The 23,627-nt window shown below is 70.6% G+C and carries 21 protein-coding genes and 2 pseudogenes; 14 read left to right on the top strand and 9 right to left on the bottom strand.

From position 1 onward, the window contains the following. Positions 1-220 precede the first annotated feature (220 nt). Entirely contained in the window at positions 221-778 is a 558-nt protein-coding gene (locus tag ACK8N7_RS10125) for a hypothetical protein (RefSeq protein ID WP_403209861.1), read from the bottom strand. Between the two features lie 151 nt (positions 779-929). On the opposite strand from ACK8N7_RS10125, the gene ACK8N7_RS10120 reads away from it, so the two are divergent. Continuing rightward, positions 930-1,112 (top strand): hypothetical protein, encoded by a 183-nt coding sequence (locus ACK8N7_RS10120; protein ID WP_403209863.1) that lies wholly within the window; start codon positions 930-932, stop codon positions 1,110-1,112. Positions 1,113-1,165: 53 nt separating this feature from the next. On the opposite strand, the gene ACK8N7_RS10115 is transcribed toward ACK8N7_RS10120, so the two are convergent. Continuing rightward, complete coding sequence (locus tag ACK8N7_RS10115; protein WP_500441959.1) at positions 1,166-2,635, bottom strand: recombinase family protein; 1,470 nt, start codon at positions 2,633-2,635, stop codon at positions 1,166-1,168. Positions 2,636-2,655: 20 nt separating this feature from the next. Here ACK8N7_RS10115 and ACK8N7_RS10110 point away from each other — a divergent pair. The 3 genes and pseudogenes from ACK8N7_RS10110 to glxA all read left to right on the top strand — a co-directional run. Further along, positions 2,656-2,820: pseudogene (locus ACK8N7_RS10110) on the top strand (thiamine-binding protein); the annotation flags it as partial. A 173-nt stretch (positions 2,821-2,993) separates the two neighbouring features. After that, a complete protein-coding gene (locus ACK8N7_RS10105; RefSeq protein ID WP_500441958.1) occupies positions 2,994-4,838 on the top strand; it encodes a glycosyltransferase family 2 protein in 1,845 nt (614 codons plus the stop codon). 3 nt (positions 4,839-4,841) lie between these two features. Continuing rightward, the gene (glxA, locus tag ACK8N7_RS10100; protein WP_403209869.1) at positions 4,842-6,797 is read left to right on the top strand and encodes a radical copper oxidase GlxA; all 1,956 of its coding nucleotides are present in this window, start codon (positions 4,842-4,844) and stop codon (positions 6,795-6,797) included. Between the two features lie 15 nt (positions 6,798-6,812). On the opposite strand, the gene ACK8N7_RS10095 is transcribed toward glxA, so the two are convergent. Both ACK8N7_RS10095 and ACK8N7_RS10090 read right to left on the bottom strand, forming a co-directional pair. Next, positions 6,813-7,853, bottom strand: coding sequence for a glycoside hydrolase family 6 protein (locus ACK8N7_RS10095; protein WP_403209871.1), 1,041 nt, complete (start codon positions 7,851-7,853; stop codon positions 6,813-6,815). Positions 7,854-8,005: 152 nt separating this feature from the next. Further along, a complete protein-coding gene (locus ACK8N7_RS10090) occupies positions 8,006-8,989 on the bottom strand; it encodes an ArsR/SmtB family transcription factor (RefSeq protein ID WP_500441956.1) in 984 nt (327 codons plus the stop codon). Positions 8,990-9,072: 83 nt separating this feature from the next. On the opposite strand from ACK8N7_RS10090, the gene ACK8N7_RS10085 reads away from it, so the two are divergent. From ACK8N7_RS10085 to icmA, 4 genes are all read left to right on the top strand, one after another. Then, complete coding sequence (locus ACK8N7_RS10085; protein WP_403209875.1) at positions 9,073-10,347, top strand: MFS transporter; 1,275 nt, start codon at positions 9,073-9,075, stop codon at positions 10,345-10,347. A 10-nt stretch (positions 10,348-10,357) separates the two neighbouring features. Beyond that, positions 10,358-10,867 carry a MarR family winged helix-turn-helix transcriptional regulator gene (locus ACK8N7_RS10080; protein ID WP_403209877.1) on the top strand — a complete coding sequence of 170 codons (510 nt, stop codon included), beginning with the start codon at positions 10,358-10,360 and terminating at the stop codon, positions 10,865-10,867. 67 nt (positions 10,868-10,934) lie between these two features. Further along, positions 10,935-11,261 carry a DUF3817 domain-containing protein gene (locus ACK8N7_RS10075; RefSeq protein WP_403209879.1) on the top strand — a complete coding sequence of 109 codons (327 nt, stop codon included), beginning with the start codon at positions 10,935-10,937 and terminating at the stop codon, positions 11,259-11,261. Positions 11,262-11,335: 74 nt separating this feature from the next. Further along, positions 11,336-13,036, top strand: coding sequence for a coenzyme B12-dependent isobutyryl-CoA mutase large subunit (icmA, locus tag ACK8N7_RS10070; RefSeq protein WP_403209881.1), 1,701 nt, complete (start codon positions 11,336-11,338; stop codon positions 13,034-13,036). 9 nt (positions 13,037-13,045) lie between these two features. Here icmA and ACK8N7_RS10065 read toward each other — a convergent pair whose 3' ends face one another. Continuing rightward, positions 13,046-14,473 carry a sensor histidine kinase gene (locus ACK8N7_RS10065; RefSeq protein ID WP_500441953.1) on the bottom strand — a complete coding sequence of 476 codons (1,428 nt, stop codon included), beginning with the start codon at positions 14,471-14,473 and terminating at the stop codon, positions 13,046-13,048. Continuing rightward, positions 14,470-15,174 carry a response regulator transcription factor gene (locus tag ACK8N7_RS10060; RefSeq protein ID WP_500441951.1) on the bottom strand — a complete coding sequence of 235 codons (705 nt, stop codon included), beginning with the start codon at positions 15,172-15,174 and terminating at the stop codon, positions 14,470-14,472. The genes ACK8N7_RS10065 and ACK8N7_RS10060 overlap by 4 nt, the downstream gene beginning before the upstream one ends. Positions 15,175-15,237: 63 nt before the next feature. On the opposite strand from ACK8N7_RS10060, the gene ACK8N7_RS10055 reads away from it, so the two are divergent. Both ACK8N7_RS10055 and ACK8N7_RS10050 read left to right on the top strand, forming a co-directional pair. Beyond that, positions 15,238-16,416 (top strand): UDP-N-acetylglucosamine--N-acetylmuramyl-(pentapeptide) pyrophosphoryl-undecaprenol N-acetylglucosamine transferase, encoded by a 1,179-nt coding sequence (locus ACK8N7_RS10055; RefSeq protein ID WP_403209887.1) that lies wholly within the window; start codon positions 15,238-15,240, stop codon positions 16,414-16,416. Next, positions 16,413-17,453 (top strand): GDP-mannose 4,6-dehydratase, encoded by a 1,041-nt coding sequence (locus ACK8N7_RS10050; RefSeq protein ID WP_500441949.1) that lies wholly within the window; start codon positions 16,413-16,415, stop codon positions 17,451-17,453. Before ACK8N7_RS10055 ends, ACK8N7_RS10050 begins: the two co-directional genes overlap by 4 nt. Positions 17,454-17,461: 8 nt before the next feature. Here the strand turns inward: ACK8N7_RS10050 and ACK8N7_RS10045 are convergent, their stop codons facing one another. Then, positions 17,462-18,088: a TetR/AcrR family transcriptional regulator gene (locus tag ACK8N7_RS10045; protein ID WP_403209891.1), complete on the bottom strand. Its 627-nt coding sequence runs from the start codon at positions 18,086-18,088 to the stop codon at positions 17,462-17,464. Between the two features lie 430 nt (positions 18,089-18,518). Between ACK8N7_RS10045 and ACK8N7_RS10040 the strand changes: the two genes are divergently transcribed. The 4 genes from ACK8N7_RS10040 (at position 18,519) to ACK8N7_RS10025 (ending at position 22,707) form a co-directional block, all read left to right on the top strand. Continuing rightward, positions 18,519-19,487, top strand: a complete 969-nt coding sequence (locus ACK8N7_RS10040) for a tetratricopeptide repeat protein (RefSeq protein ID WP_403209893.1) — start codon at positions 18,519-18,521, stop codon at positions 19,485-19,487. Positions 19,488-20,109: 622 nt separating this feature from the next. Further along, positions 20,110-20,751, top strand: a complete 642-nt coding sequence (locus tag ACK8N7_RS10035) for a DUF6230 family protein (RefSeq protein ID WP_403209895.1) — start codon at positions 20,110-20,112, stop codon at positions 20,749-20,751. A 95-nt stretch (positions 20,752-20,846) separates the two neighbouring features. Beyond that, positions 20,847-21,422 (top strand): DUF6114 domain-containing protein, encoded by a 576-nt coding sequence (locus tag ACK8N7_RS10030; protein ID WP_403209897.1) that lies wholly within the window; start codon positions 20,847-20,849, stop codon positions 21,420-21,422. Further along, a complete protein-coding gene (locus ACK8N7_RS10025; RefSeq protein WP_403209899.1) occupies positions 21,412-22,707 on the top strand; it encodes a hypothetical protein in 1,296 nt (431 codons plus the stop codon). Before ACK8N7_RS10030 ends, ACK8N7_RS10025 begins: the two co-directional genes overlap by 11 nt. Positions 22,708-22,786: 79 nt before the next feature. Here the strand turns inward: ACK8N7_RS10025 and ACK8N7_RS10020 are convergent, their stop codons facing one another. Both ACK8N7_RS10020 and ACK8N7_RS10015 read right to left on the bottom strand, forming a co-directional pair. After that, positions 22,787-23,269 (bottom strand): type II toxin-antitoxin system VapC family toxin, encoded by a 483-nt coding sequence (locus ACK8N7_RS10020; RefSeq protein ID WP_500441947.1) that lies wholly within the window; start codon positions 23,267-23,269, stop codon positions 22,787-22,789. After that, a pseudogene (locus tag ACK8N7_RS10015) lies at positions 23,259-23,554 on the bottom strand (prevent-host-death protein). Before ACK8N7_RS10015 ends, ACK8N7_RS10020 begins: the two are co-directional and overlap by 11 nt. Positions 23,555-23,627 lie beyond the last annotated feature (73 nt).

The raw sequence follows: 23,627 nt of genomic DNA, 5'->3' as shown, positions 1-23,627 counted from the left end.
GGGCGAAGTAGGACATTCGGGTCGCTGGTCAAATTGGAGCCCTATTTCAGGCGGGGGTAACGGCGTGAGAGTTACCAGCGAGTAATGCCGCAGTTTGTCCAGAGCGGAGTTTCGCGCTCCGGATGGAGGCGGCGCGGGACGTCGACGAGGAGCCGACCCCGGACGCGACGGAGCCCCGCTTCTCGGGGGAGTCGCGGGGCAGTCGTCACTCAGGGTTAGCTCAGGCGTGGGCGGGGGTCTGCTCCGACGTCGTCAGGTTCCAGGGGGAGGGGTGGAGCACCTTCTCCACGTCGGCGCACGGGCCGCACATCGGCACGAAGCCGCTTCCCGTGTAGACCGGCTCGGTCTCGTCGTCCTCCAGGCACCACGAGCAACCGGAGGCGGCCCCCCGGCAGTCCGCGCAGAACACCTCACCGTGACCGTTCCGCACGGTGGCGATCGTCTGCCAATGGCCGCACGCGTGGCAGGAGGCCGCCTCCGTGGCAGCCTGCGGGGCGATCACGGGCACACGGTGCGCCAGCGCCTCCGCCTCCAGGACGGCCGCCACGATGTCCATCTGACGCCCCTTGGTGCCCGACGTCAGGGACGGGCCCACGACGACCACTCCGGCGTAGTCGCTGACGAGGTGGCTCGTCGACGTGGCGACGATGGTGTTGACGCCAAGCTGGTCGCTGATGTCAAAGGCGTGGGCCGTCAGGTCGGCGACCTCTGCGGGGGTGGAGCAGGGTCCGGCGACGAGGAAGGTGTTCGGGTACAGAGGGGCGACTCGTGCGACCATGGTGGTTCTCCTTCAGGGGAATTCACAGGCCCGCTCTCCGCCAAGATGTGCGGGCCTGTGGTGTGCTCCCGGCCTGTTCCCGGGTGGTTGACCACCCCTGAAGAGTGGCACACGGTTGCGGGGTGGTCAACCACCCTGGCAAGGTGTCCCCATGGCTAACATGCATAAGCACCCTGTCCGCGGTCTGCGCGGCATCGACGACGCCCTGTGGACGGACTTCGATGGCGCCACCAAGGCGGCCTGCAGCGACCGCTCAGCCACGCTCAAGGCGTACATGGAGTGGTACGTCAGGCGCGAGGGGGCTATCCCTCCGGAGCGTCCCCCTGTGAAGTAGCGCAGCACAAAGCCCCCGTCGGACGGATCCGGCGGGGGCTTCTCTGTGACGTCCTACAGCGCTTCTTGGGCCTCAATGTCGTCCAAGGCGTCCTGCTCCGGGTCAGTGCGCACCCAATCGATCTCCAGTCGGTCTGCGCGCGCCTTCGGGTGCAGCACGACGCGCAACCCCATCGAGCGCAACAGCCTCGTCTTGCCCGCCTCGTCTGACGCCTCCCACGCGTCGCCCATGGTCCGCCCAGTGGGCATCTCGACCTCCCGCACCTCGGGATCGTGGGCGGCCAGGAGGGCGGCGTAGGCGGCTTCGAGGTTGGCGCTCATCTCCTCGTACGTCCCGAGCATCAGCGGCCCCGCCGTCGCCATCTGTGCGCCGATGCGCGCCGCCTGTTCCTGTGCTTCGATCATCTCCGCAGAGAGGTCGTTGCCACCTTCAAGGTGTATGTCAACCTCCGCGAAGCGTCCGTAGACCTTGAGGAACTCCTCTTCAACCCTGTCGTTCAAGGTCTCCTGATAGACGGTGACGTGACCGGCTTTGCAGCGGTAGAGGGGGACACCCTTGTCGCTGGTTCCGCCGTTCAGTCGGCCCGTGCACCGGTAGCACGAGGACATCTCGGCGCACCGAGGTGTTGCCTGACGGGGCGCACGCTCGGCACCCGTCGCCAGGTCCAGCATTCGCTGACGAACGGCGAGCAGTTCGGCGGCGCTGATGATCGGCTCCGCGAACTGGACGGGCGTGACGCCGTCGGCCGCCAGTACCAGCGCGCCCTTGTGGTTGCGCTGTCCCCGCAGCGTGGGGGCTTTCAGTAGGCGACGCCATTGAGGCTCACTCAGGCCGACGGTGCGCGCAGTGCCCGCAACGGTGCCGTCCTTGAGCAGTTCCCGAACGCCTGCATGCACCTTCTGGGCCTGCCCGGGGTCTACCTCCAGGTATGCGGCCCCTTCGCGACGCACGATGCGGTAGCCGAAGGGGGCCCGACCTGCACCCCACCGGCCCTGTGCGCGTCGGGTGGCGTGTCCGTCCGTGATGCGGTCCTTGATGAGGTCCCGTTCCCACTCGGCCAGTGCTGCAAGTACGACTGCAACCATGCGACCTGTCGGGGTGCTTGTGTTGATCGTGTTATCGGTGGTGGCGACGCGGACGGCGTGAGCCTCACCCCACGCCGTCAGCCGGAGGAACTCGGAGACGCTGCGGGCGTAGCGATCCAGCTTCCAGCCGATCATCATTCGCCTGACGACTCCCGCGCGATCCAGCCGGCGGGACTGCTCCACGTCGCGCATGAGGCGCCGCATGTCTTTACGCAGTTCTAGGGGGCGGGCGCCTGACACTCCTGCGTCGATGTACTCGCGCACCTCGACTTGGTCTTTCGTTGCGCCCATCTCGGCTAGCCAGCGCTGGAACTCGGATCCGTCCATCCACGATTGGTAGGCAGATCGCTGGGTGTCGATGCTCGCTGATCCGTCGTTGTCGCGGCTGAGTCGCAGGTACGCGTAAAGGATGACTCTGATCTGGGCTGCCAATGTCATGTGCTCGAAGCTACCCGCAATCGGGGGAGTGGGACGAGGTCATGGACGTCGTCAAGCGCGCGGTGGCCGCCGTCGAGGCCCGCGCGGGACGCGTCTCCCTGGTACTGAAGGCCGACATCCGGCCCGGTGTCACCGACGGTCTGACCTCGAAGGTCGAGACGGTGGAGCGGTACCTCGCCCCCTGATGCCCCGTCCGGCATCCGCCGCTCCTCGTTCACCCGATAAGCCCCCGCCGCCACACGGCCGGGGGCTTATCCGGCTCCGGATCAAAAACCGCTCACTCGGACCTGCCAAGTCGACACGCCGTTGCCTGTCCTCTTCTGTAGGGATATCAACCCGTTCGACAGTGGGAGGCACGGTGCGGTCGGAGGGCTACGACTACGACACCTACAGCCGGCTCGCGGGTCCGCTCACCGAGCCGGCCCCCGAGGGATACCGAGTCCGGTACCGATCCCTGCTCTCGACGGAGAAGCACCGAATAAGGGCCGTCCTCCTGATGACGCTCGCCCCGGTGCTCACCGGCGTCCTGCTGCTCTACCTGGTCTGGCCCACGCACTGGACCGAGCGGGAGAACGGGGAGCGGTGGCTCGTCGTCGCCGACACCGTGATGCTGGTCTCGATCGGCCTGATCGAACTCTTCATGCTGGTCAACGTGGTCTCCATCGCGCACGCGACGATGGTCGCCAGGGACCCCGTACCCGTGACGCCCGAGCCGGGCACCCGGGTCGCGTTCCTCACCACGTACGTCCCCGGCAAGGAACCGCTCTCCATGGTGCGCGCCACCCTGAAGGGCGCGGTGCGCCTCACGCACCCCGGCCCGCTGGACATCTGGCTCCTCGACGAGGGCGACGACCCGGCCGCCCGGATGCTCTGCGCGGAGCTGGGCGTGCACCACTTCACCCGGCGCGGGGTGCCCGAGTGGAACCGTAAGAAGGGCGTCCACAAGGCGAGGACGAAGCACGGCAACTACAACGCCTGGATCGCCCTGCACGGCGACGCCTACGACTTCTTCGCCTCCGTCGACACCGACCATGTGCCGATGCCCAACTTCCTGGAACGGATGATGGGCTACTTCCGGGACCCGGACGTCGCCTTCGTCGTCGGACCGCAGGTCTACGGGAACTACGACTCGGCCGTCACCAAGGCCGCCGAATCGCAGCAGTTCCTGTTCCACGCGCTGATCCAGCGCGCGGGCAACCGCTACGGCGCCCCGATGTTCGTCGGCACCAACAACGTCGTCCGCGTCGCCGCCGTACGCCAGGTCGGCGGTCTCTACGACTCGATCACCGAGGACATGGCGACCGGCTTCGAGATCCACCGCCGCCGCAACCCCCTCACCGGACGCTTCTGGCGCTCCGTCTACACCCCCGACGTGCTGGCCGTCGGCGAGGGGCCCGCCTCCTGGACGGACTTCTTCACCCAGCAGCTGCGCTGGTCGAGGGGGACGTACGAGACGCTGTTCAAGCAGTACGGCAAGGCGCTGTTCCGGGTGCCGCCCGGCCGGCTCCTCAGCTACACCCTGATGCTCGTCTACTACCCGATGACGGCCGTCAACTGGCTGCTCGGTGTGGGGAGCTGTGTGCTCTTCCTCTGGTTCGGCGCGTCCGGCACCCAGGTCGCGGCCTCCATCTGGCTGATGCTCTACAGCGACGCGGCGGCCCTCCAGATCGGGCTCTACCTCTGGAACCGGCGCCACAACGTCTCCCCGCACGAACCCGAGGGTTCCGGCGGTCTCGCCGGGATGGCCATGTCCGCGCTCTCCGCGCCGATCTACCTCAAGTCGCTCGGCTCGGCCGTGCTGCGCACCGACGGCCGGTTCGTCGTCACGCCCAAGGGCGGCCAGGTCTCCCCGGACCGGCTGCTCACCTTCCGGATCCACCTCTTCTGGGCCGCGGTCCTGCTCTCCTCGCTCGCCGCCTCCGTCTATCTGGACCACACCCATGTCGCGATGCGGACCTGGGCGGCGCTGGGGCTCGCGATATCCCTGTCCCCGGTCGCGGTGTGGGCCTGGACCGAGTGGCAGGACCGGCGTACGCGGGCACGCGGTGCCGTACCGGCGCCCGCCCCCACTCCCGTACAGCCGCTGCCCGGGCCGACGTTCGTCACCACGACGACCACCACCACCACCACCACGACCAGCGCCCCGGCGACCAGCAGCGCGAGTGCCGGTACCACCGCCACCACCACCGCAGGAGGGAACTGACCCATGGCCTACCGGCCTTCGAAGAAGATGAGGAAGACGCTCCTGGGCGGCGGCGCCGTGGTCGTGCTCGCGGGGCTCAACGCCCCGGCGGCACTCTCCTTCGCGGAGGACCAGTACCACGCGTACAGGATCGCCCAGCCGAAGTACCAGGCGGAGTACGGCTCCTGGCAGCGGGTCGACATCCCGAAGGAGTACCGGACCAACGCCATCCACGCGGCGCTCCTGCACACCGGGAAGGTGCTGATCGTCGCGGGCTCCGGCAACGACGAGAAGAACTTCGACGAGGGCACCTTCGACACCGTGCTGTGGGACCCGGCGGAGAACACCTTCCAGAAGATCCCCACCCCTGAGGACTTCTTCTGCGGCGGCCACGCCCAGCTCCCGGACGGGCGGCTGCTGATCGCCGGCGGGACCGCCCGCTACGAGGTCCTCGACGACAAGGTGAAGCGGGCCGGCGGCGGCATGCGGGTGAAGAACGAGAACCCGGACAAGCCGCTGAAGCTGAAGAAGGGCACGGTCTTCCGCTCGCCCTCGGGCGTGGAGTACGCCGCCAAGTTCGACGTCACCGTTCCCAAGGCGAAGCGCGAGTTCGAGGTCGACTACTTCAAGAGCGGCCAGATGAAGCCGTGGAAGACGAAGGTGACGGCGGCGGAGCAGCGGGTCTTCGTGGAGGCGCTGAACGACGGTCCCGACGCGGTGGCGACCGACGCCGCCCAGTACGAGATCGTCGGCCTGAAGGGCAAGGCGGCCGACAACTCCTACGGGCTCGCCGAGAAGATCACCATGGACAAGCAGGACTTCCAGGGGATCAGGGCCGCCTACGAGTTCGACCCGACGGCGGAGAAGTACATCCCGGTCGACCCGATGAAGGAGGCCCGCTGGTACCCGACGCTCGTCGGCCTGGAGGACGGCAAGGTGCTCGCCGTCTCCGGCCTCGACGACGTCGGCGCGATCCTTCCGGGCGACAACGAGGTCTACGACCCGAAGACCAAGAAGTGGACCAAGGGCCCCTTCCACTACTTCCCGACCTACCCCGCGCTCTTCCTGACCAAGGGCGGCAAGCTCTTCTACCCGGGCGCCAACGCCGGCTACGGCCCGGCGGACAAGGGGCGCGAGCCAGGGATCTGGGACCTGAAGAAGAACACCTTCACCGAGGTGCCCGGCCTTACCGACACCGACGAGCTGGAGACGGCGGCCTCGCTGCTGCTGCCGCCGGTGCAGGACCAGAAGGTGATGGTCCTCGGCGGCGGCGGGGTCGGCGAGTCGAAGAAGTCCACGGCCCGCACGGCCGTCATCGACCTCAAGCAGGCCAGCCCGGCCTTCACGGCGGGGCCCGACCTGCCGCAGGGCACGCGCTACCTGAACAGCGTGATCATGCCGGACGACACCGTCTTCACCAGCGGGGGCTCCGAGGACTACCGGGGCCGCGGCAACAGCAACATCCTCAAGGCGCAGTCCTACGACCCCAAGAGCAACACCTTCAAGGAGGCGGCCGAGCCGACCGTGGGCCGCAACTACCACTCCGAGGCGCTGCTGCTGCCCGACGGCCGGGTCGCCACCTTCGGGTCCGACTCGCTCTACGGCGACAAGGACAACACCAAGCTCGGCAAGTTCGAACAGCGCATGGAGGTCTACACCCCGCCCGCCCTGCACCGGGGCAAGGACAGGCGCCCGGTGATCGGGGAGGGCCCGGAGGCGGTCGAGCGCGGCGCGACGGTCACCTTCGAGACCGCCGACGCGGACCGGATCGCGACGGCCCGGCTGATGCGGCCGAGCGCGGTCACGCACACCACGGACGTGGAGCAGCGCTCCATCGAGCTGGGCCTGAAGAAGGGGAGCGGCAAGGTCAGCGTGAGCGTGCCGGACGACGCCACGCTGGTGCCGCCCGGCTGGTACATGCTCTTCGTGACGGACACCGACGGCATCCCGTCGGAGGCGAAGTGGGTCAAGGCGTCCTGAACCCGCTGCCGGTTCTCAGGACTTGGCGCGCCGGGCCAGCCCCAGTGCGTACTCCGGCCACCAGGTGCCCGCCTCGGGCCCGCCCCGGCAGGTGCCGTCCGACTCGCCGGGCCGCTTGATCCACAGGTAGGCGTCGAGCCGGTCGTCGCGGGTGTCGGTGGTCGGCGGCGTGCCGAGCGCCCGGCCCGGCGGGTTGCACCAGGCCTCGGCGCGGCCCCCGGTCAGGGGGCCGCCGCCGTTGCGGCTGGTGTCGATCACGTAGTGCGCGCCGCCGACGGCGTCGGAGAGGAGGGCTCCGTACTTCTTGACGCTCGCGTTCGACTGGAAGTTGGAGACGTTCAGCGAGAAGCCGTCGGCCCGGTCGATCCCGGCCAGCCGCAGCGGCTCCGCGATCTTGTACGGTTCCACGATCCAGTCCGGGTTGCCCGCGTCCAGGTAGACCTTGGTCCGCGGCTTGGCCTTGAGCGTGTCCACGGCTTCGGAGAGCAGCTGGTAGCGCTCGGCGTGGTGCTCGGGCGGGGTGCAGCCGTCCGCGATGTGGGGGAGCGCGTCGGGTTCCAGGATCACGGTCGCCGGGGCGTCGCCGATGGCGTCGGCGAACTCCCCGATCCAGGACCGGTAGGCGTCCGCGTCCTTGGCCCCGCCCGCGGAGTAGAGCCCGCAGTCGCGGTGCGGAATGTTGTACGCGACGAGCAGGACGTTCTTCTCCGTCCCGGCCGCGGCCTTCGCGGCGGCCCGGATCTCCGGCGCCGGACCGTCCCAGGCGGGCCAGAGCGCCACCGGCCGGTCGGCGATCCGACGTAGCGCCTTCGCGTCCTCCTCGCGGCCCTGCCGGTCCCAGGCGCGCACCTGACGGGCCGCGGAGCTGTTGGGGTCCACCCAGTACGGGGACGCCGCGCTCGGTGCGGGTTCGCCGCGTACGGGGTCGGCCTCGGCGGCCGCGGGACCCGCGCCGCCCGGGGCGGAGCAGCCCGCCGTGAGAGCGGCCGCCAGGGCGACGGCGGCCGGGGCGGGGAGAACGCCGAAGACTCTGCGGATGGTTCTGCGGCCGGACATCCAGCCCCCTCGGACGACGGTGGCTCACGGATACGGGATACGCATACGGGGCGGCGTACGGGACGCCGAGGCGCACACAGGGAAACGTCAGTAATCGTGACATGACGGTCACCGAGAGTGGCGTCACGACACCATCCGCCACCGGCCTCCGCTCAGGTGGAGGCGGCCAGCGCGATCCCCAGCGGCGTGCGCTCGTACAGCACCTGGTGTCCGTACCGCCTCGACGTCAGCAGCCCCGCTCCCCGCAGCACGGACAGATGCGCCGATACGGAGGAGGGGGCCAGGCCGAGCCGGTGGGCCAGGGCGCTCGTCCCGGCGGGTTCGTCCAGCGCGCACAGCACGTCCGCCCGGACCCGGCCCAGCAGCCGGGCCAGCGTCTCCGGAGTCCGCTCACCGGCCTCGCTCCACAGCCCGCCGATCCCGCGCGCCGGGTAGATCACCGCCGGCTGCCACGGCTCCTCGAAGCCGCCCACCACCTCCGGCCAGACGAAGACGCTCGGCATCAGCACCAGCCCCTGCCCGCCGAGCACCCGCTCGTGGTCGCCCCGCGTCCCCGTCACCGTCAGCGTGGAGCCGCTCCACCCCAGCTGCGGGCTCACCTCGCCCAGCAGCCGTTCGAAGCCGCTCTCCGCGAGCCGCCGGGAGTGGTACGCGATATCCGCCTCCAGCAGCGCCCGCAGCCGGGGCCAGTGCGGGGCGATCAGCACCCGCCAGGCCTGCTCCAGCAGACCGGCCAGCCGTTGTACGGCCCCGGCGGGGTCGGCCAGCAGCCGCCGCCCCGCGGCCGACCCCGAGGCGCCGGGCCGCTCCGCGAGGGCCAGGGCCATGTCCGCCCGCGCCACCTCCGGATCCACCGCCCGTACGCCCGCGATCTCCTCCTCGAACGTCGCCAGCGGCCCCATCGGCGGCGGGCAGAGGAAGTCCGGGTTGTGGCCGCCGTCCGGCATGAGCAGCCAGAGGGGTTCCAGGTCGAGGGCAAAGGCGTCCGCGCGGATCCGCCGGAGCCAGGGCAGGTGGTAGCCGTGCCGGTGCGGGCGGGCCAGGGTGCGCACGGCCTCCTGCGTCTCCCAGAGCGGGGAGAGCGCGAAACGGCAGCGCAGCAGGTCGCTCTCGCCGAAGTGCAGCTGGAACGGCATACCGGCCTCCCCGCTCAGGCATCGAAGATTCGTCCTCAGCCGAAAGTCTAGGGTGCGCGGCCGTCGCGCCCCAGGCTCTCCCCATGTCCCAGGGATCCTCCACCGCCCCGCCCGCCGGGTACCGCGCGGTCTTCGCCGTCACCGAGTTCCGGGCCGTCTTCGCCGCGCACCTGCTCTCGCTCCTCGGTGTCGTCGTCAGCGAACTCGCCCTCACCGTCCTCGTCTACGACCTCACCGGCTCCCCGCTGCTCAGCGCCCTGACCTTCGCGCTGGGGCTGCTCCCGTACGTGATCGGCGGGACCCTGTTCGCAGGGGTCGCCGACCGCTACCCGGCCCGTCGCGTCCTCGTCATGTGCGACCTGATCTGCGCGGCCTGCGTCGCCGTGATGCTGCTGCCCACCACCCCGGTCGCCGGACTCCTCGCGCTGCGCTGCCTGGTGGCCGCCGTCGCGCCGGTCTTCACCGGGACCAGGATGGCGGCCCTCACCGACATCCTGGGCGACGGCGACCTCTATGTCCTGGGCCGTTCCCTCCTGCGGATCGTCTCGCAGAGCGCGATGCTCATCGGGTTCGGCGTCGGCGGGGTGCTCCTCACCGCGCTCTCCCCGCGAGGGGCCATCGCCGTCACCGTCGTGACGTTCCTCTGCTCGGCCGTCCTGCTCCGCTTCGGCACCCGCGACCGTCCCGCCCGGGCCGGTTCGGGCGGCGGCGCCCTGCTGACGGAGTCGCTGGCGGGGGCGCGCCTGGTGCTGGGGGACCGCCGGGTCCGGGCGCTGATGCTGCTGTTCTGGCTGCCCCCGATGTTCGTGGTCGCCCCGGAGGCGCTCGCCGCCCCGTACGCGGACCGGATCGGCGCGGGGCCGGCCGCGCTCGGGCTGCTGCTCTGCGCGATGGCCGTGGGGCATGTGGGGGCCGAGCTCTTCGTGGGGTCCGTGCTCCGGCCCCGTACCCGCTCCCGGATCGTGCTTCCGGTCGCCGCCGTGGGCCTGCTGCCGCTGGTCGTCTACGTGGTCCGCCCGGGGCTGCCGCTCGCCCTGGCCGCCCTCGCGCTGGCCGGGATGGGCGCGGCCTATGTCATCGGGCTCGACCAGTGGTTCGTGGACGCCGTGCCCCCGGAGCTGCGCGGCCGGGCCATGACGCTGCTCACCGCCGGGCTGATGACGATCCAGGGCGCCGGGATGGCGCTGGCGGGGCTCGCGGCCGAGTTCTTCCCGGTGCACCAGGTGGTCGCCGGATCCGGAATCATCGGTACCGTCTGCACGCTCGTCGTCGTCGCCGAGGTCCGCAGGACGGCCCCCGGTCAGATGTCCGATACCGAAGGACGAGACGGGGCTGACCGGCATATGACCAGTCGGTAAGGTCGGTGCCGTGCCGAAGCCGCTCAGCCTTCCTTTCGATCCCATCGCCCGTGCCGAGGACCTCTGGCACCAGCGCTGGGGGCCCGTGCCCTCCATGGGGGCGATCACCTCGATCATGCGGGCCCAGCAGATCCTGCTCGCCGAGGTCGACGCCGTCGTCAAGCCGTACGGTCTGACCTTCGCCCGGTACGAGGCGCTGGTGCTGCTCACCTTCTCCAAGGCCGGTGAGCTGCCGATGTCCAAGATCGGGGAGCGGCTGATGGTGCATCCCACCTCGGTCACCAACACCGTGGACCGGCTGGTGAAGTCCGGCCTGGTGAGCAAGCGCCCCAACCCCAACGACGGCCGCGGCACGCTCGCCTCCATCACCGACAAGGGGCGCGAGGTCGTCGAGTCGGCCACCGAGGACCTGGTCGCGATGGACTTCGGGCTCGGGGTTTACGACTCCGAGGAGTGCGCGGAGATCTTCGCCATGCTCCGGCCGCTGCGCGTGGCGGCGCAGGACTTCGACGAGGCGTGAGCGCGCCGCCTCCGTAACGGCGGGCCCGCGCGTAGATCGCCCCGGGCGCCCGGTTACGCTCGTGTGCATGAAACAGAACGTGCTCACCCGCTACCGGGTGATGGCTTACGTCACCGCGATCTGGCTGCTCGTCTTCACGGTGGCGATCATCGCGAAGTACGGTTTCGAGACCGGCGACACCATGCTGATCTCCCAGGTCCACGGCGTGCTGTTCATCGTCTACGTCATCTTCGCCTTCGACCTCGGCTCCAAGGCGAAGTGGCCGTTCGGCAAGCTCCTGTGGGTGCTGGCCGCCGGCTGCATCCCCTTCGCCTCCTTCTTCGTCGAGCCGAAGGTCAGCCGCGAGGCCCGGGCGCTGGTCACCAAGCCCGCTCCGGCGCCCGCTCAGGCCTGACCCGACCGCCCCGCGCGAAAGCGCCGGGCGGTTTGCCATCGACATTTACTAGGACGTCCTAGTAAATTCGAAGCATGGACGCTGACGCGATCGAGGAAGGCCGCCTCCGCTGGCAGGCCCGTTACGACAAGGCCCGCAAGCGCGACGCGGACTTCACCACGCTCTCCGGGGACCCGGTGGAGCCCGCGTACGGGCCCCGCCCCGGCGACACGTACGAGGGATTCGAGCGGATCGGCTGGCCGGGGGAGTACCCCTTCACCCGAGGGCTGCACCCGACCGGCTACCGGGGCCGCACCTGGACCATCCGCCAGTTCGCCGGCTTCGGCAACGCCGAGCAGACCAACGAGCGCTACAAGATGATCCTCGCCGCGGGCGGCGGCGGTCTCAGCGTCGCCTTCGACATGCCGACCCTGATGGGCCGCGACTCCGACGAGTCCCGCTCGCTCGGCGAGGTGGGCCACTGCGGGGTCGCCATCGACTCCGCCGCCGACATGGAGATCCTGTTCAAGGACATCCCCCTCGGTGACGTCACCACCTCGATGACGATCAGCGGCCCCGCCGTCCCCGTCTTCTGCATGTACCTGGTCGCCGCCGAGCGCCAGGGCATCGACCCGGGGGTGCTCAACGGCACGCTGCAGACCGACATCTTCAAGGAGTACATCGCGCAGAAGGAGTGGCTCTTCCAGCCCGAGCCCCACCTGCGCCTCATCGGCGACCTGATGGAGCACTGCGCCCGCTCCATCCCCGCCTACAAGCCGCTCTCCGTCTCTGGCTACCACATCCGTGAGGCCGGGGCGACGGCCGCGCAGGAGCTGGCGTACACCCTCGCGGACGGCTTCGGCTATGTGGAGCTCGGCCTCTCCCGGGGCATGGACGTCGACACCTTCGCCCCCGGTCTCTCCTTCTTCTTCGACGCGCACCTCGACTTCTTCGAGGAGATCGCCAAGTTCCGCGCCGCCCGCCGGATCTGGGCCCGCTGGATGAAGGAGACGTACGGCGCCGAGACCGACAAGGCGCAGTGGCTCCGCTTCCACACCCAGACCGCCGGGGTCTCGCTCACCGCGCAGCAGCCGTACAACAACGTCGTACGCACGGCCGTGGAGGCGCTCTCCGCCGTCCTCGGCGGCACCAACTCGCTCCACACCAACGCCCTGGACGAGACCCTCGCACTCCCCTCCGAGCAGGCCGCCGAGATCGCCCTGCGCACCCAGCAGGTGCTGATGGAGGAGACCGGTGTCGCCAATGTGGCCGACCCGCTGGGCGGCTCCTGGTACGTCGAGCAGCTCACCGACCGGATCGAGGCCGAGGCCGAGAAGATCTTCGACCAGATCAAGGAGCGCGGCACCCGGGCCCACCCCGACGGGCAGCATCCCATCGGGCCGATGACCTCCGGCATCCTGCGCGGTATCGAGGACGGCTGGTTCACCGGCGAGATCGCCGAGTCCGCCTTCCAGTACCAGCGGGCCCTGGAGAAGGGCGACAAGCGGGTCGTCGGCGTCAACGTCCACCACGGCTCGGTCACCGGCGACCTGGAGATCCTCCGGGTCAGCCACGAGGTCGAGCGCGACCAGGTCAGCCAGCTCACCGCGCGCAAGGCCGCCCGCGACTCCGCGAAGGTGACGGCCGCCCTGGACGCGATGCTCGCTGCCGCCCGCGACGGCTCGAACATGATCGCGCCGATGCTGGACGCGGTACGGGCCGAGGCCACGCTCGGCGAGATCTGCGAGGCGCTGCGCGAGGAGTGGGGCACCTACACGGAGCCGCCGGGGTTCTGAGGCCCTTCGTCAGGTGGCCCGGTGGCTTCCCACCGGGTCGCCGCCCGTTCCGAACACCACCGTGAACAGCGCCCCGCCGCCCGGCGCCGCCCGTGCCGTCAGCTCCGCCCCGTGCGCGCGGGCGATCTGCTGGGCCATCGCCAGCCCCAGCCCCGAGCCGGGCAGGGCACGGGCGGCCTCGGCACGGTAGAAGCGGTCGAAGACGTACGGGAGGTCCTCGGGCGCGACCCCCGGCCCGTGGTCCCGGACGGTCAGCTCCAGCCGGCCCCCGTACGCGCTCAGTGCCACCTCCACCGGCGCGTCCACCGGGCTGAACTTCGCCGCGTTGTCCAGCAGGTTTGTCAGCAGCCGGGTCAGACGCGCCGGGACCCCGGGCCGGACCGCCGCCACCGCGCCCGGCCCCACCTCCAGCTCGAACCGGATCCGGGGCCAGTGCGTACGGGCCGTGGCCACCGCGTGCTCCGCGAGATCCGCGATCCGGACCTCCTCCAGGAGCGGCAGCGGCTCCTCGTCCCGGGCCAGTTCGATCAGGTCGTTCACCAGCCCGGTCACCTCCCGGATCTGCCGCCCCAGCGCCCCCGAGGCCCGTTCGCGCTGCGCGGGCGTCAGCCGGTCCGCGCGGGCCAGCAGCTCCGCGTTGGTGCGCAGAGCCGTCAGCGGTGTCCGCAGCTCGTGCGAGGCGTCCGCGACCAGCCGGCGCTGGGCGCTCACCGACTGCTCCAGCTCCCCGAGCATCGTGTTGAAGCTGGCCGCCAGCCGGGTCACCTCGTCCTGCCGCCCCGGCGGACCCGGCGGCAGCTCGATGCGGTGGCGCGGGTCCCGGGTCGCCGCGATCCGCTCGGCGGTCGAGGTCAGCCGGGCCACCGGGGCCAGGCCCGTGCGCGAGACCGCGTACCCGAGCAGCCCCGCCAGCAGCACGCCCGCCCCGCCGACCGCCGCGAGCAGCACGGCCGCCTGCCGCACGCCCTTCTCCACCGGGTCCGCGCGCAGCGCCACCTGGAGCGCCCGCCCCTCCCCGAACGGGGTCGTCAGCATCCGCAGCGACTGGCCGAAGCGGGTGACATTGCTGAAGTACGGGGCCCTCGTCCCCGCCGCCACCTCCCGTACGGGGGCGGAGACGGGCAGTAGATGAGCGGCCTCCGGGTCCGCCGCCGGGTCGGCCGGGACGACCTGGGCGCAGGCGGGCGCGGAGAGGAACCGGCACTCACCGGCGATGATCTGCGGCCCCTCGCCCCGGTTCTCCTGGACAACCCGGGTCGCGGACTGGGTCAGGGACAGGTCCAGCTGGTGCAGCAGCTCGTAGCGGATGACGAAGAACGCGGCCGCGCACACCCCGACCGCGACCAGCGCCACCGCCGCCGAGGCGGCCAGCGCCAACCGCGCACGCAAGGGCCGCCTGCGCCGCCACCGGGCACCCAGCCGCCGTACCCCGCTCACGCCACGTCCAGCCGGTAGCCGAGCCCGTGCACGGTGTGGACGAGCCGTGGCTCACCGCCCGCCTCCAGTTTCCGCCGCAGGTAACCCACGTACACCGCGAGCGAGTTGGAGTCGGGCCCGAAGTCCTGGCCCCAGACCCGCTCCAGGATGACCTCGCGCGGCAGCACCTGCCCCGGGTGCCTCAACAGCAGCTCCAGCAGGGCGGCTTCGGTACGGGAGAAATCCACCGGCCGGCCGCCGCGCCGGCCGGTCCGCGTCACCGGGTCCAGCGTCAGATCCGCGTAGGCCAGCTCCCCGTCCAGGGCGGGCGGTGCGGCCCGCCGCAGCAACGCCCGGACACGCGCCACCAGTTCGTCCAGCGCGAACGGCTTCACCAGATAGTCGTCGGCGCCCGCCTCCAGGCCGTCCACCCGCTCGGCCACCGAGGACAGCGCGGTCAGGACCAGCACCGGCGTCCGGTCCTCCATCGCCCGCAGCCTCCGGCACACGGCGAGACCGTCGAGCACCGGCATCATCACGTCCAGGACCAGCGCGTCCGGTTCCCAGGCGGCCACCGCCGACAGCGCGGCCAGACCGTCGCCGACGCCCCGGACCTCGTACCCCTCGATCCGCAGCCCGTCCTCGACGGCGGCCCGCACCTCCGGCTCGTCCTCGGCCACCAGGATCCTGCTCGTACTCCGCATGCCGCTAATGCCGCTCATACCCGAAGACTGCCAAACCGGACTCTTAGAACCCTCTTAAGCCGTCCGCCGAGAGTGGCGGCCATGCGCACACCACTCTCCGTCGTGATCGGTGCGGGCGGCACCGGCGGTCACATCTACCCCGGTCTCGCCCTCGCCGAGGCCCTGCGCCGCGCCGACCCGGACGCGGTCATCTCCTTCATCGGCACCGAACGAGGGCTTGAGACGACCCTGATCCCGGCCGCCGGGTACCGGCTGCACACCGTCGACATGATCCCGTTCGACCCCGCGCTCGGCGCGAGGCGTTTCCTGCTCCCGGCGGCCCTCCTCCGCTCCGGTGCCCAGGCCCGCTCGGTCCTGCGCACCCAGAAGGCCCAGGTCGTCGTCGGTATGGGCGGCTACCCGAGCGCCCCGGCGATCGTCGGGGCGAAGCTGGCCGGGCTGCCCAGCGTGATCCACGAGTCCAACGCCGTCCCCGGCCGGGCCAACCAGTTCGCCGCCCGGCTCACCGAACACCTCACGGTCGCCTTCGACGGCAGCCGCGCCCATCTGTCGGGCGGCGAGCGGGCCCTGACCGTCGGCATGCCGATCGCCGCCTCGCTGGCCGCCCTGGACCGGCCGGCCCTGCGCGAGGAGGCCCGGCGCGCGTTCGGGATACCCGACGGGGCGCGGGTGGTCCTCTTCAACGGCGGGAGCCTCGGCGCGGCCCGCCTCACCGCCGCCGCCGTGGGTCTCGCCGCCCGCTGGCGGGACCGGCGGGACGTCCACCTCCTCATCAAGACGGGCCCGGCCGCGCTCGCGGAGACCCGGCACAAGCTGGCGGAGGCGGGGGTGGGGACCGACGCCGCGTCCGGCCCCGTCGCCCAGGCCGTTCCCTACCTGGACCGGATGGACCTCGCCTACGCGGTGGCCGATCTGGTCGTCTGCCGGGCCGGGTCCGCCACGATCGCGGAGCTCGCCACGACCGGGGTGCCCGCTGTCCTCGTCCCGTACCCGCACGCCCCGGGCGACCACCAGACCCACAACGCCCGGGTCCTCTCCGACGCGGGCGCCGCCCATCTGGTGCCCGACGCCGAGACCACCTCCGACCGGCTGGCCGAACTGATCGACCCGCTGCTCGCGGATCCGGCGCGGCTCGCCGTGATGGGGCGTGCGGCCGACCCGGGCAACCACGCCCGCGCGGCCGACCTGCTCGCCGGGACCGTCGTCCGCCTCGCCGCCACCTCCGTACGACCCTCCGACGCCAGGGAGTTCACCGCATGACGAGCACCACCGGAAGCACCACCGACAGTGCCATTGACACTACCATCGACTGGACCGGCCGCACGGTCCTCGTCACCGGGGCCGAGGGCTTCATCGGCTCCACCCTCGTGGACCTCCTCGTCGAACGCGGCGCGCGCGTAAGGGCGTTCGTCCACTACAAGCCGTACGGGGAGAAGGGCCACCTCGCCCGCCACCTCGAAGACCCGCACAGCCCGGTCGAGATGATCGCCGGGGACGTCGGTGACGCGGGCCGGGTGATGGACGCGGTGGCGGGCTGCGACACGGTCTTCCACCTCGCCGCGCTGATCGGCATCCCGTACAGCTACGACTCCCCGGGCGCGTACGTCCGCACGAACGTCGTCGGCACCGAGAACATCGCCGAGGCCTGCCGCCGCCACTCGGTGCGCCGCCTCCTGCACACCTCCACCAGCGAGGTCTACGGAAGCGCCCTGACCGCCCCGATCAGCGAGGACCACCCGCTCCAGCCGCAGTCGCCGTACTCCGCCTCCAAGATCGGCGCGGACATGATGGCGCTCTCCCACTGGCACGCCTTCGAGCTGCCGGTGACGGTGGTACGGCCTTTCAACACCTACGGGCCCCGCCAGTCGGCCCGTGCCGTCATCCCCACGATCCTGGCCCAACTGCACTCAGGGGCGCGGGAGATCCGGCTCGGCTCGCTGACTCCGACCCGCGACTTCACGTACGTCACCGACACCGCCGCCGGATTCCTGGCGCTGGCCGGCTGCGACCGGGCCCTGGGGGAGAGCGTCAACCTCGGTACCGGGCGGGAGATTTCGGTCGGGGACCTCGCCAAGGCGCTCATCACGGCCTCCGCCCGGGACGCCGAGATCGTCGTGGACCCGGCGCGGCTGCGGCCCTCCGGCAGTGAGGTGCACCGGCTGCTGTCGGACAACAGCCGGGCCCGAGAGTGGGCGGGCTGGGAGCCCGAAGTCTCCCTGGAGGAGGGCCTGGAGCGCACCTCGGCGTGGGTGGCGGAGCATCTGCACCTCTTCGCACCGGGGCGTTACCAGGTGTGATGCCAGGCCTACCCGGCCTGGGCGCCGGACAGCCCGAGCAGCAGCAGTGTGGTGAACCCGCCCGCCCACTCGGCGTCCACCGGCTCGGCGCTCACCAGCGTGCGGTGCACCACGGCTCCCGCGATCACGTCGAAGATCAGGTCCGCGTTGCGGGCGGCGGCCGAGGCGTCGTCCTCGTACCGCAGCTCGCCGCGGGCCTGGGCGCGTTCCCGGCCGAGCAGCACCAGCCGCTTCTGGCGGTCCACGATGGCCGACCGGATCCGGCGGCGCAGCGAGTCGTCGCGGGTGGACTCGGCGACCACCGCCATCAGCGCGGTCCGGGTCTCCGGCCGCTCCAGCAGGGTGGCGAACTGGAGCACCACGCCCTGCACATCGGCGGCGAGGCTGCCCCGGTCGGGGAGCTCCAGCTCGTCGAAGAGCACGGCCACCGCGTCCACGACCAGCTCGTTCTTGCCCGCCCAGCGGCGGTAGAGGGTCGTCTTGGCGACCCCCGCCCGCGTCGCCACATCGCCCATGGTCAGCTTCGACCAGCCGAGATCGACCAGGGACGCACGCGTCGCCTCCAGGATCGCGGTGTCGGCCGCGGTGGAGCGCGGACGTCCTGTTCGGGGGGTTCGGGGGTCGGTGTGCCTCATGATGCGGCGACCATACCGGCCGGTAGGGATGGTCGTTCCACCCCGGTGTCCGTGAGACAGATCACCGGGGTGGCCTGTCCCGGGGGGCCGGTCGGCAGTTACGCTACGGGTCGTAGCGTAAGGAAGGCGGTCAGCCCGCTCCCGTACGCCACGAACGAGCGACAGCCACCGGGGTCTTCACGAAGACCCCAGGCGCCGGGTGGGGACCCGGAGCCGCACGGACCGGCCGGATGGGGATCCGGAAGTTCCACCCGGGTCTTTCAGGGGCCCGTCTCCGTTTCACCGGGGTCTTTTCGGAGCCCCGCCGGGGTCCTTCGGGGCCCCCGGGACCGTCTCTGTCCGCCCGCCCGGCACGCCGGCCGGTGCCGCGGACGGGTCCGGTTCCCGCATCGCTTTCCGGAACGGTGTGCTCAGGGGGGAGGATGTACGTATGCAGCCTAGGAACATGTCCATGAGCGGCGTCGTCGACCTCGCCGCTGTCAAGGCGGCCGGCGAGGCCAAGGCCAAGGCGGAGCAGGCCCGTGCGCAGGCCGCCCGTACAGGAGGCGCCGGTGCCGTGGCGCCCGCCGCCCTGGTGATCGACGTCGATGAAGCAGGCTTCGAGCGCGATGTCCTCCAGCGCTCCGCCGAAGTACCCGTCGTCATCGACTTCTGGGCCGAGTGGTGCGAGCCGTGCAAGCAGCTGGGCCCCCTGCTGGAACGCCTGGCCGTCGAGTACAACGGCCGCTTCCTGCTGGCCAAGGTCGATGTCGACGCCAACCAGATGCTGATGCAGCAGTTCGGCATCCAGGGCATCCCGGCGGTCTTCGCCGTCGTCGCCGGGCAGGCCCTCCCGCTCTTCCAGGGCGCGGCCCCCGAGGCCCAGATCCGCGAGACGCTGGACCAGCTGATCCAGGTCGGTGAGGAGCGGTTCGGTCTCAACGGGATCGCCGTCGACCCCGACGGGGTGCAGGAAGCGGCCCCGGCCGAGGTGCCGGCCGGCCCGTACGACGCCCTGCTGGAGGCCGCCGCTTCGGCTCTCGACGCCAATGACTTCGGCGGCGCCGTGCAGGCGTACAAGAACGTGCTCACCGACGACCCGGCCAACCCGGAGGCCAAGCTCGGCCTGGCCCAGGCGGAGTTGCTGGCCCGCGTGCAGACGATGGACCCGCAGGCGGTCCGCAAGGACGCGGCGGACAACCCGGGCGATGTGGACGCCCAGGTCGCCGCCGCCGACCTGGATCTGGTCGGCGGCCATGTCGAGGACGCGTTCAGCCGGCTGGTCGAGGCGGTCCGCCGCAACACCGGCGACGAGCGGAACACCGCCCGGCTGCGGCTGCTGGAACTCTTCGAGGTGATCGGCCCGGACGACCCCCGGGTCACCGCCGCCCGCACCGCGCTGGCGCGCGTGCTGTTCTGATCGTGAGCTGATTGTTCCGATGTGACAAGACGGCCGTGACACCTCTCGGGGATCACGGCCGTCTTGCTGTCCGAACGCTAAGAGACATCCCTGCTTTACTAAAACTTGACAATGAGAACTGCTGTTACTGGCAGTAAGTCGGCGGGGTTGCTCTGTCCCGTTTCTGTTGAGTTTCCCGCCATTTTGATGTCCCTTTCGTGCCACCCTGTGTGGCCGAATGATGTCGCCCGGTCGCGGCGTGGTTATCAGGTCGTTACTGGCAAGTAACGAACCCCCTTGTGCGGCGGCCCCGAATGCACCACGATCGGCCACGCTCGGTCCCATACCTTCAGCCCGGCCTCCAGCCGGTGCGGGAGGGTCTGTTGGGTCCCCACCGAGTGGGCCGGCGGCAGTGGCGCCGGCCGTGGACAGGGGGGTTCCCGCCGACAGACGGGGCCTGTCCGACCGGCTGCACACACCGTGCAGCCAGTGGTTGTCGCTCGGGGGTGAACGCCGGTGCAGCGGATGCGGTACATGTCTCCGTCTGCGGGCGCTCTCCTTCCCGAGGACGTAGCACTTCTCCCATCCCAGGCCGGGTCTCGCACCCGGCCGGAGATGTACGTCCGAGAAGAAGGAGCAAGTTATGAGTTCCCAGGTTCGCGGTGGGACGAGATGGAAGCGTTTCGCTCTGGTCATGGTGCCGAGCGTCGTCGCGACCGCAGCGGTGGGTGTCGGTCTCGCACAGGGTGCGCTCGCCGCGTCCTTCGCGGTGTCCGGCCAGAGCTTCAAGGTCAGGACCGACAAGCTGGTGGGCGAGGACTTCGTCCAGTACGGCAGCGTCGCTGTCGGCAAGAGCCTTGACGGCAAGGAAGCCGCGCACCCGGTCGCGGTGTCGGGCTTCAGCAAGGCCACGATCACCAACATGTGCCAGTCGGTGGTCACGCCCAAGGTGCCCTTCGGCATCGGCAACGTCAGCCTGAAGCTGACGGCCGGTACGGACCCGAAGAACCCGGTCGTCGCGACCAACCTCTACCTGGACGTCGCGCAGCTCGACACCGACGCCTACTTCGAGAGCATGGACATCGGTGTCGCGGCCCAGGACCTCGGTGGGCCGGGCATCCAGCCCGGGACCGAGAAGCAGGTCAACCCGCACGGCTTCGGTCAGCGGGCCAAGAAGGCCACCCTGACCGACGTGGAGCAGACGGCGTGGGCGACCACCGCCGGCACCTTCAAGCTGAGCAACCTGAGCCTGAAGCTGCACAAGGGCGTCGAGGAGTGCTTCTAGGCACTCGCCCGGGTGGCCGGGGCGACCCGGCAGGGCTTCCGGCCGCCCACCCTTTCTCTTCTCACAGCAGTACCGGTTCCAGGGAGCTGTTTTCCATGAGCCCCGAGTCCACAGGGCAGAACAAGCACAACCTCACCGTCTACCGGCGGGGATTCCGTACCTGGCGGGGTAACCGGCCGTTCTGGGCGGGTCTGTTCACCATGCTGGGCGGTGCGCCCATCGCCTACTTCCCGTACGCCGATCTCCAGCTCGGCAATATGACGCTGGCGATGTCCACCACGGCCGGCGCCGGATCCCTGATCATCGGGGTCCTGCTCATCACGCTGGGCCTGACGATGTGGTTCCACAGCATCGTCCGGGTCTTCGCCGGTGTCGCGGCCATTCTCCTCGCGCTGATCTCCATACCTGTCGCCAACATCGGCGGCTTCGTGATCGGATTCCTCCTCGCGCTCATCGGCGGAGCCCTGTCCATTTCCTGGGCGCCGGGCGAGCCGCAGCCCGAGGAGGAGGCCCCGCGCACCGCGCCGCTGGACAAGCAGCAGCCGGAGAGCGAGTACGCCGAGGGGGCCCTGCACGGCGCGACCGTTCCGCCGCAGCCGGGCGACCACGGCACGGCCTCCACGTACGACACGGCCTCCGGGTACGACGGGGGGACACATCGTGCGGGGTGACGAGAAACAGCAGCCGAACACGTACCCCGGCGACGACCTCCGCGAGCGCAGGGGCCCCCGCCACGCGGCCCCCAAGAAGTCGCTGCTGACCAAGTTGCACATGCCGAGCGGCAAGAAGGCGTTCGCACTCGCCGCGATGCCGACCGCGGTCTTCGTCGGCATGGGTCTCACCCCCAAGCTCGCCATGGCCGACGGCAACTCCGACATCCCCTTCGCACCGGGACCGTGCGTCACCCGGTCCGACGAGCCGAGCGAGTCCGAGTCCCCGAAGGCCACCCCGACCCCGTCGGCGACGCCCACGGACGAGCAGGGCCAGGGCGAGGAGCCGGGCCAGGACGACGGCGCGACCCCGAAGCCCACGGAGAGCGGCACGGCCCCCGAGGACCCGGCGGCCGGCGAGAAGCCCGATCCGGCAGGCGAGAAGCCCGCCGACAAGCCGAGCGCCACCCCGACGCCCACCAAGTCGAAGAACCCCCTCGACCCGCTGGGCCTGGGCGACGCCCTCAAGGACCTCTTCGACCCGGACGAGGGCAAGGACAAGGCCGAGGAGACGGCGAGCCCGTCCCCGAGCCCCACGGCGGAGTCCCCGACCCCGGCCGACAAGCCGAAGGGCTCGGAGAAGGACCCCGCCGAGGACGCCTCCGACAAGGCGAAGGAAGAGGCCGGAAAGACGGCCGACGCCATTCGTGAGGCCGCCGAGAAGGCGGGCAAGGACGTCAAGGAGCTCGACGACGACGTCAAGGGACTCGACCCCAAGAAGGACGAGGACATCCCGGACGGCGCCAAGCCCCGCTTCCCCTGCCCCGAGCCCGACCCGGAGGCGCTCGCCGCGGCGTCCCTGGAGCCCGGCATCCCGCTGCTCCCGACCGACCCGTGGATCCTGGAGTCCTCGCTGCTCACGCTCAACGGCCTGGACTACAAAGGCATCGTCGAGGTGAAGAAGGCGGACGGCTCCATCAAGAAGGTGCTGAAGTTCACCGCCAGCTCCATCGACATCAAGGACCTCCACCAGCTCACCACCGGCCCGGTGGGCACGACGGGCCATGTCACGTCGCGTCCCGGCTCCACGTCGACGATCCGCAACGGCACGGTGACGATGTACACGGAGGAGCTGAAGGGCAACCTCTTCGGCCTCATCCCGATCACCTTCAACCCGCAGACCCCGCCGCCCCTGAACGTCCCCTTCGCCTTCTTCACCAAGGTCAAGGTGGTCCAGGCCGGCCAGTTCGGCGGCTCGCTCAGGGTCCCGGGCCTGCAGAACTACTTCACCGGCGGCAACAGCTAGCCCCGCCGCCACCCGATCCCGTCCGGGAGCCGCACAGAGCCGTGGGCCGTACCCCCTTCAGGAGGGGTACGGCCCACGGTCATCCGTCGTGGAGCACAGCGGGGCGGGTCACCGGCACCACGGTGAGCAGTCCGTCCAGTCCCCTGAAGCCGTCGGGGTTGGTCGTGAACAGGGGGAGCCCTTCGGCGATGGCGATCGAAGCGATCATCAGGTCCGCTACGCGTCTTCTCGGCTTGCGGCCCACGGAGATCACGGCCGCACACACCCTGCCGTGGACACGGGCGGCCTCCACGTCGAACGGGATGGGATCGAACTCGCTCTCGGCGCGCTGGAGGACGTCGAGTCTTCGGCCCCGCTCCGCGTACTCGTCGTAATCGCTCTGCTCGTCGTTCCTGTGGACCTCGTGGGGACCGGCCGAGAGCTCGGCGAGCGTGATGGTGGTGATCCCCACCTCGGCGGGCAGTTCCTCAGGGGCGATCCACTTCCGCAGGATCATGATGTTCGTGTCGAGCAGGCCCCGCTGGTGGAGGGCGGACGCGTCGGGTGAAGGCTCAGTCGGCATACCGGGCGCCCTGCCCCTGCTCGGCAGTGCTGTCCTGATCCTCACGGAAGGCATCGAGCGAGACGTCCGGGGCCGACCAGGACAGTGCCGAGAACTCTTCCCGGGGTACGAAACGTCTGCGCCGCCGCAGAGGGATCAATTCACCGATGCGATGACCGTCTCGCGTCACGGTGAACGCCTTGCCGTTCTGCACGGCGTCCATGATCTCTTTCGACCCGTTGCGGAGATCGACCCGTTGCGGAGATCCCGTTGGGTGATCTCGGGCTGGGCGCTCCTGGGAGCCATGCTACCCAGGCATGCCATGGTGTGCCACAGGGTGCTACGGCATGCTGTTCTCCCCGCACGGGCCGTTCCGCAC

It is taken from the genome of Streptomyces griseobrunneus (genome assembly GCF_046713465.1).
GTDB lineage: Bacteria > Actinomycetota > Actinomycetes > Streptomycetales > Streptomycetaceae > Streptomyces > Streptomyces microflavus.
The sequence above is the reverse complement of the archived record's forward strand: the minus strand, read 5'-3'. Positions and strand labels throughout refer to the sequence as shown.

What these genes read in the sequence shown, in the direction of transcription:
- ACK8N7_RS10125 (WP_403209861.1), bottom strand. Translation starts at nt 778, where the DNA reads ATGGTCGCACGAGTCGCCCCTCTGTACCCGAACACCTTCCTCGTCGCC.
- ACK8N7_RS10120 (WP_403209863.1), top strand. Translation starts at nt 930, where the DNA reads ATGGCTAACATGCATAAGCACCCTGTCCGCGGTCTGCGCGGCATCGAC.
- ACK8N7_RS10115 (WP_500441959.1), bottom strand. Translation starts at nt 2,635, where the DNA reads ATGACATTGGCAGCCCAGATCAGAGTCATCCTTTACGCGTACCTGCGA.
- glxA (WP_403209869.1), top strand. Translation starts at nt 4,842, where the DNA reads ATGGCCTACCGGCCTTCGAAGAAGATGAGGAAGACGCTCCTGGGCGGC.
- ACK8N7_RS10095 (WP_403209871.1), bottom strand. Translation starts at nt 7,853, where the DNA reads ATGTCCGGCCGCAGAACCATCCGCAGAGTCTTCGGCGTTCTCCCCGCC.
- ACK8N7_RS10090 (WP_500441956.1), bottom strand. Translation starts at nt 8,989, where the DNA reads ATGCCGTTCCAGCTGCACTTCGGCGAGAGCGACCTGCTGCGCTGCCGT.
- ACK8N7_RS10085 (WP_403209875.1), top strand. Translation starts at nt 9,073, where the DNA reads ATGTCCCAGGGATCCTCCACCGCCCCGCCCGCCGGGTACCGCGCGGTC.
- ACK8N7_RS10075 (WP_403209879.1), top strand. Translation starts at nt 10,935, where the DNA reads ATGAAACAGAACGTGCTCACCCGCTACCGGGTGATGGCTTACGTCACC.
- icmA (WP_403209881.1), top strand. Translation starts at nt 11,336, where the DNA reads ATGGACGCTGACGCGATCGAGGAAGGCCGCCTCCGCTGGCAGGCCCGT.
- ACK8N7_RS10060 (WP_500441951.1), bottom strand. Translation starts at nt 15,174, where the DNA reads ATGAGCGGCATTAGCGGCATGCGGAGTACGAGCAGGATCCTGGTGGCC.
- ACK8N7_RS10055 (WP_403209887.1), top strand. Translation starts at nt 15,238, where the DNA reads ATGCGCACACCACTCTCCGTCGTGATCGGTGCGGGCGGCACCGGCGGT.
- ACK8N7_RS10050 (WP_500441949.1), top strand. Translation starts at nt 16,413, where the DNA reads ATGACGAGCACCACCGGAAGCACCACCGACAGTGCCATTGACACTACC.
- ACK8N7_RS10045 (WP_403209891.1), bottom strand. Translation starts at nt 18,088, where the DNA reads ATGAGGCACACCGACCCCCGAACCCCCCGAACAGGACGTCCGCGCTCC.
- ACK8N7_RS10040 (WP_403209893.1), top strand. Translation starts at nt 18,519, where the DNA reads ATGCAGCCTAGGAACATGTCCATGAGCGGCGTCGTCGACCTCGCCGCT.
- ACK8N7_RS10035 (WP_403209895.1), top strand. Translation starts at nt 20,110, where the DNA reads ATGAGTTCCCAGGTTCGCGGTGGGACGAGATGGAAGCGTTTCGCTCTG.
- ACK8N7_RS10030 (WP_403209897.1), top strand. Translation starts at nt 20,847, where the DNA reads ATGAGCCCCGAGTCCACAGGGCAGAACAAGCACAACCTCACCGTCTAC.
- ACK8N7_RS10020 (WP_500441947.1), bottom strand. Translation starts at nt 23,269, where the DNA reads ATGCCGACTGAGCCTTCACCCGACGCGTCCGCCCTCCACCAGCGGGGC.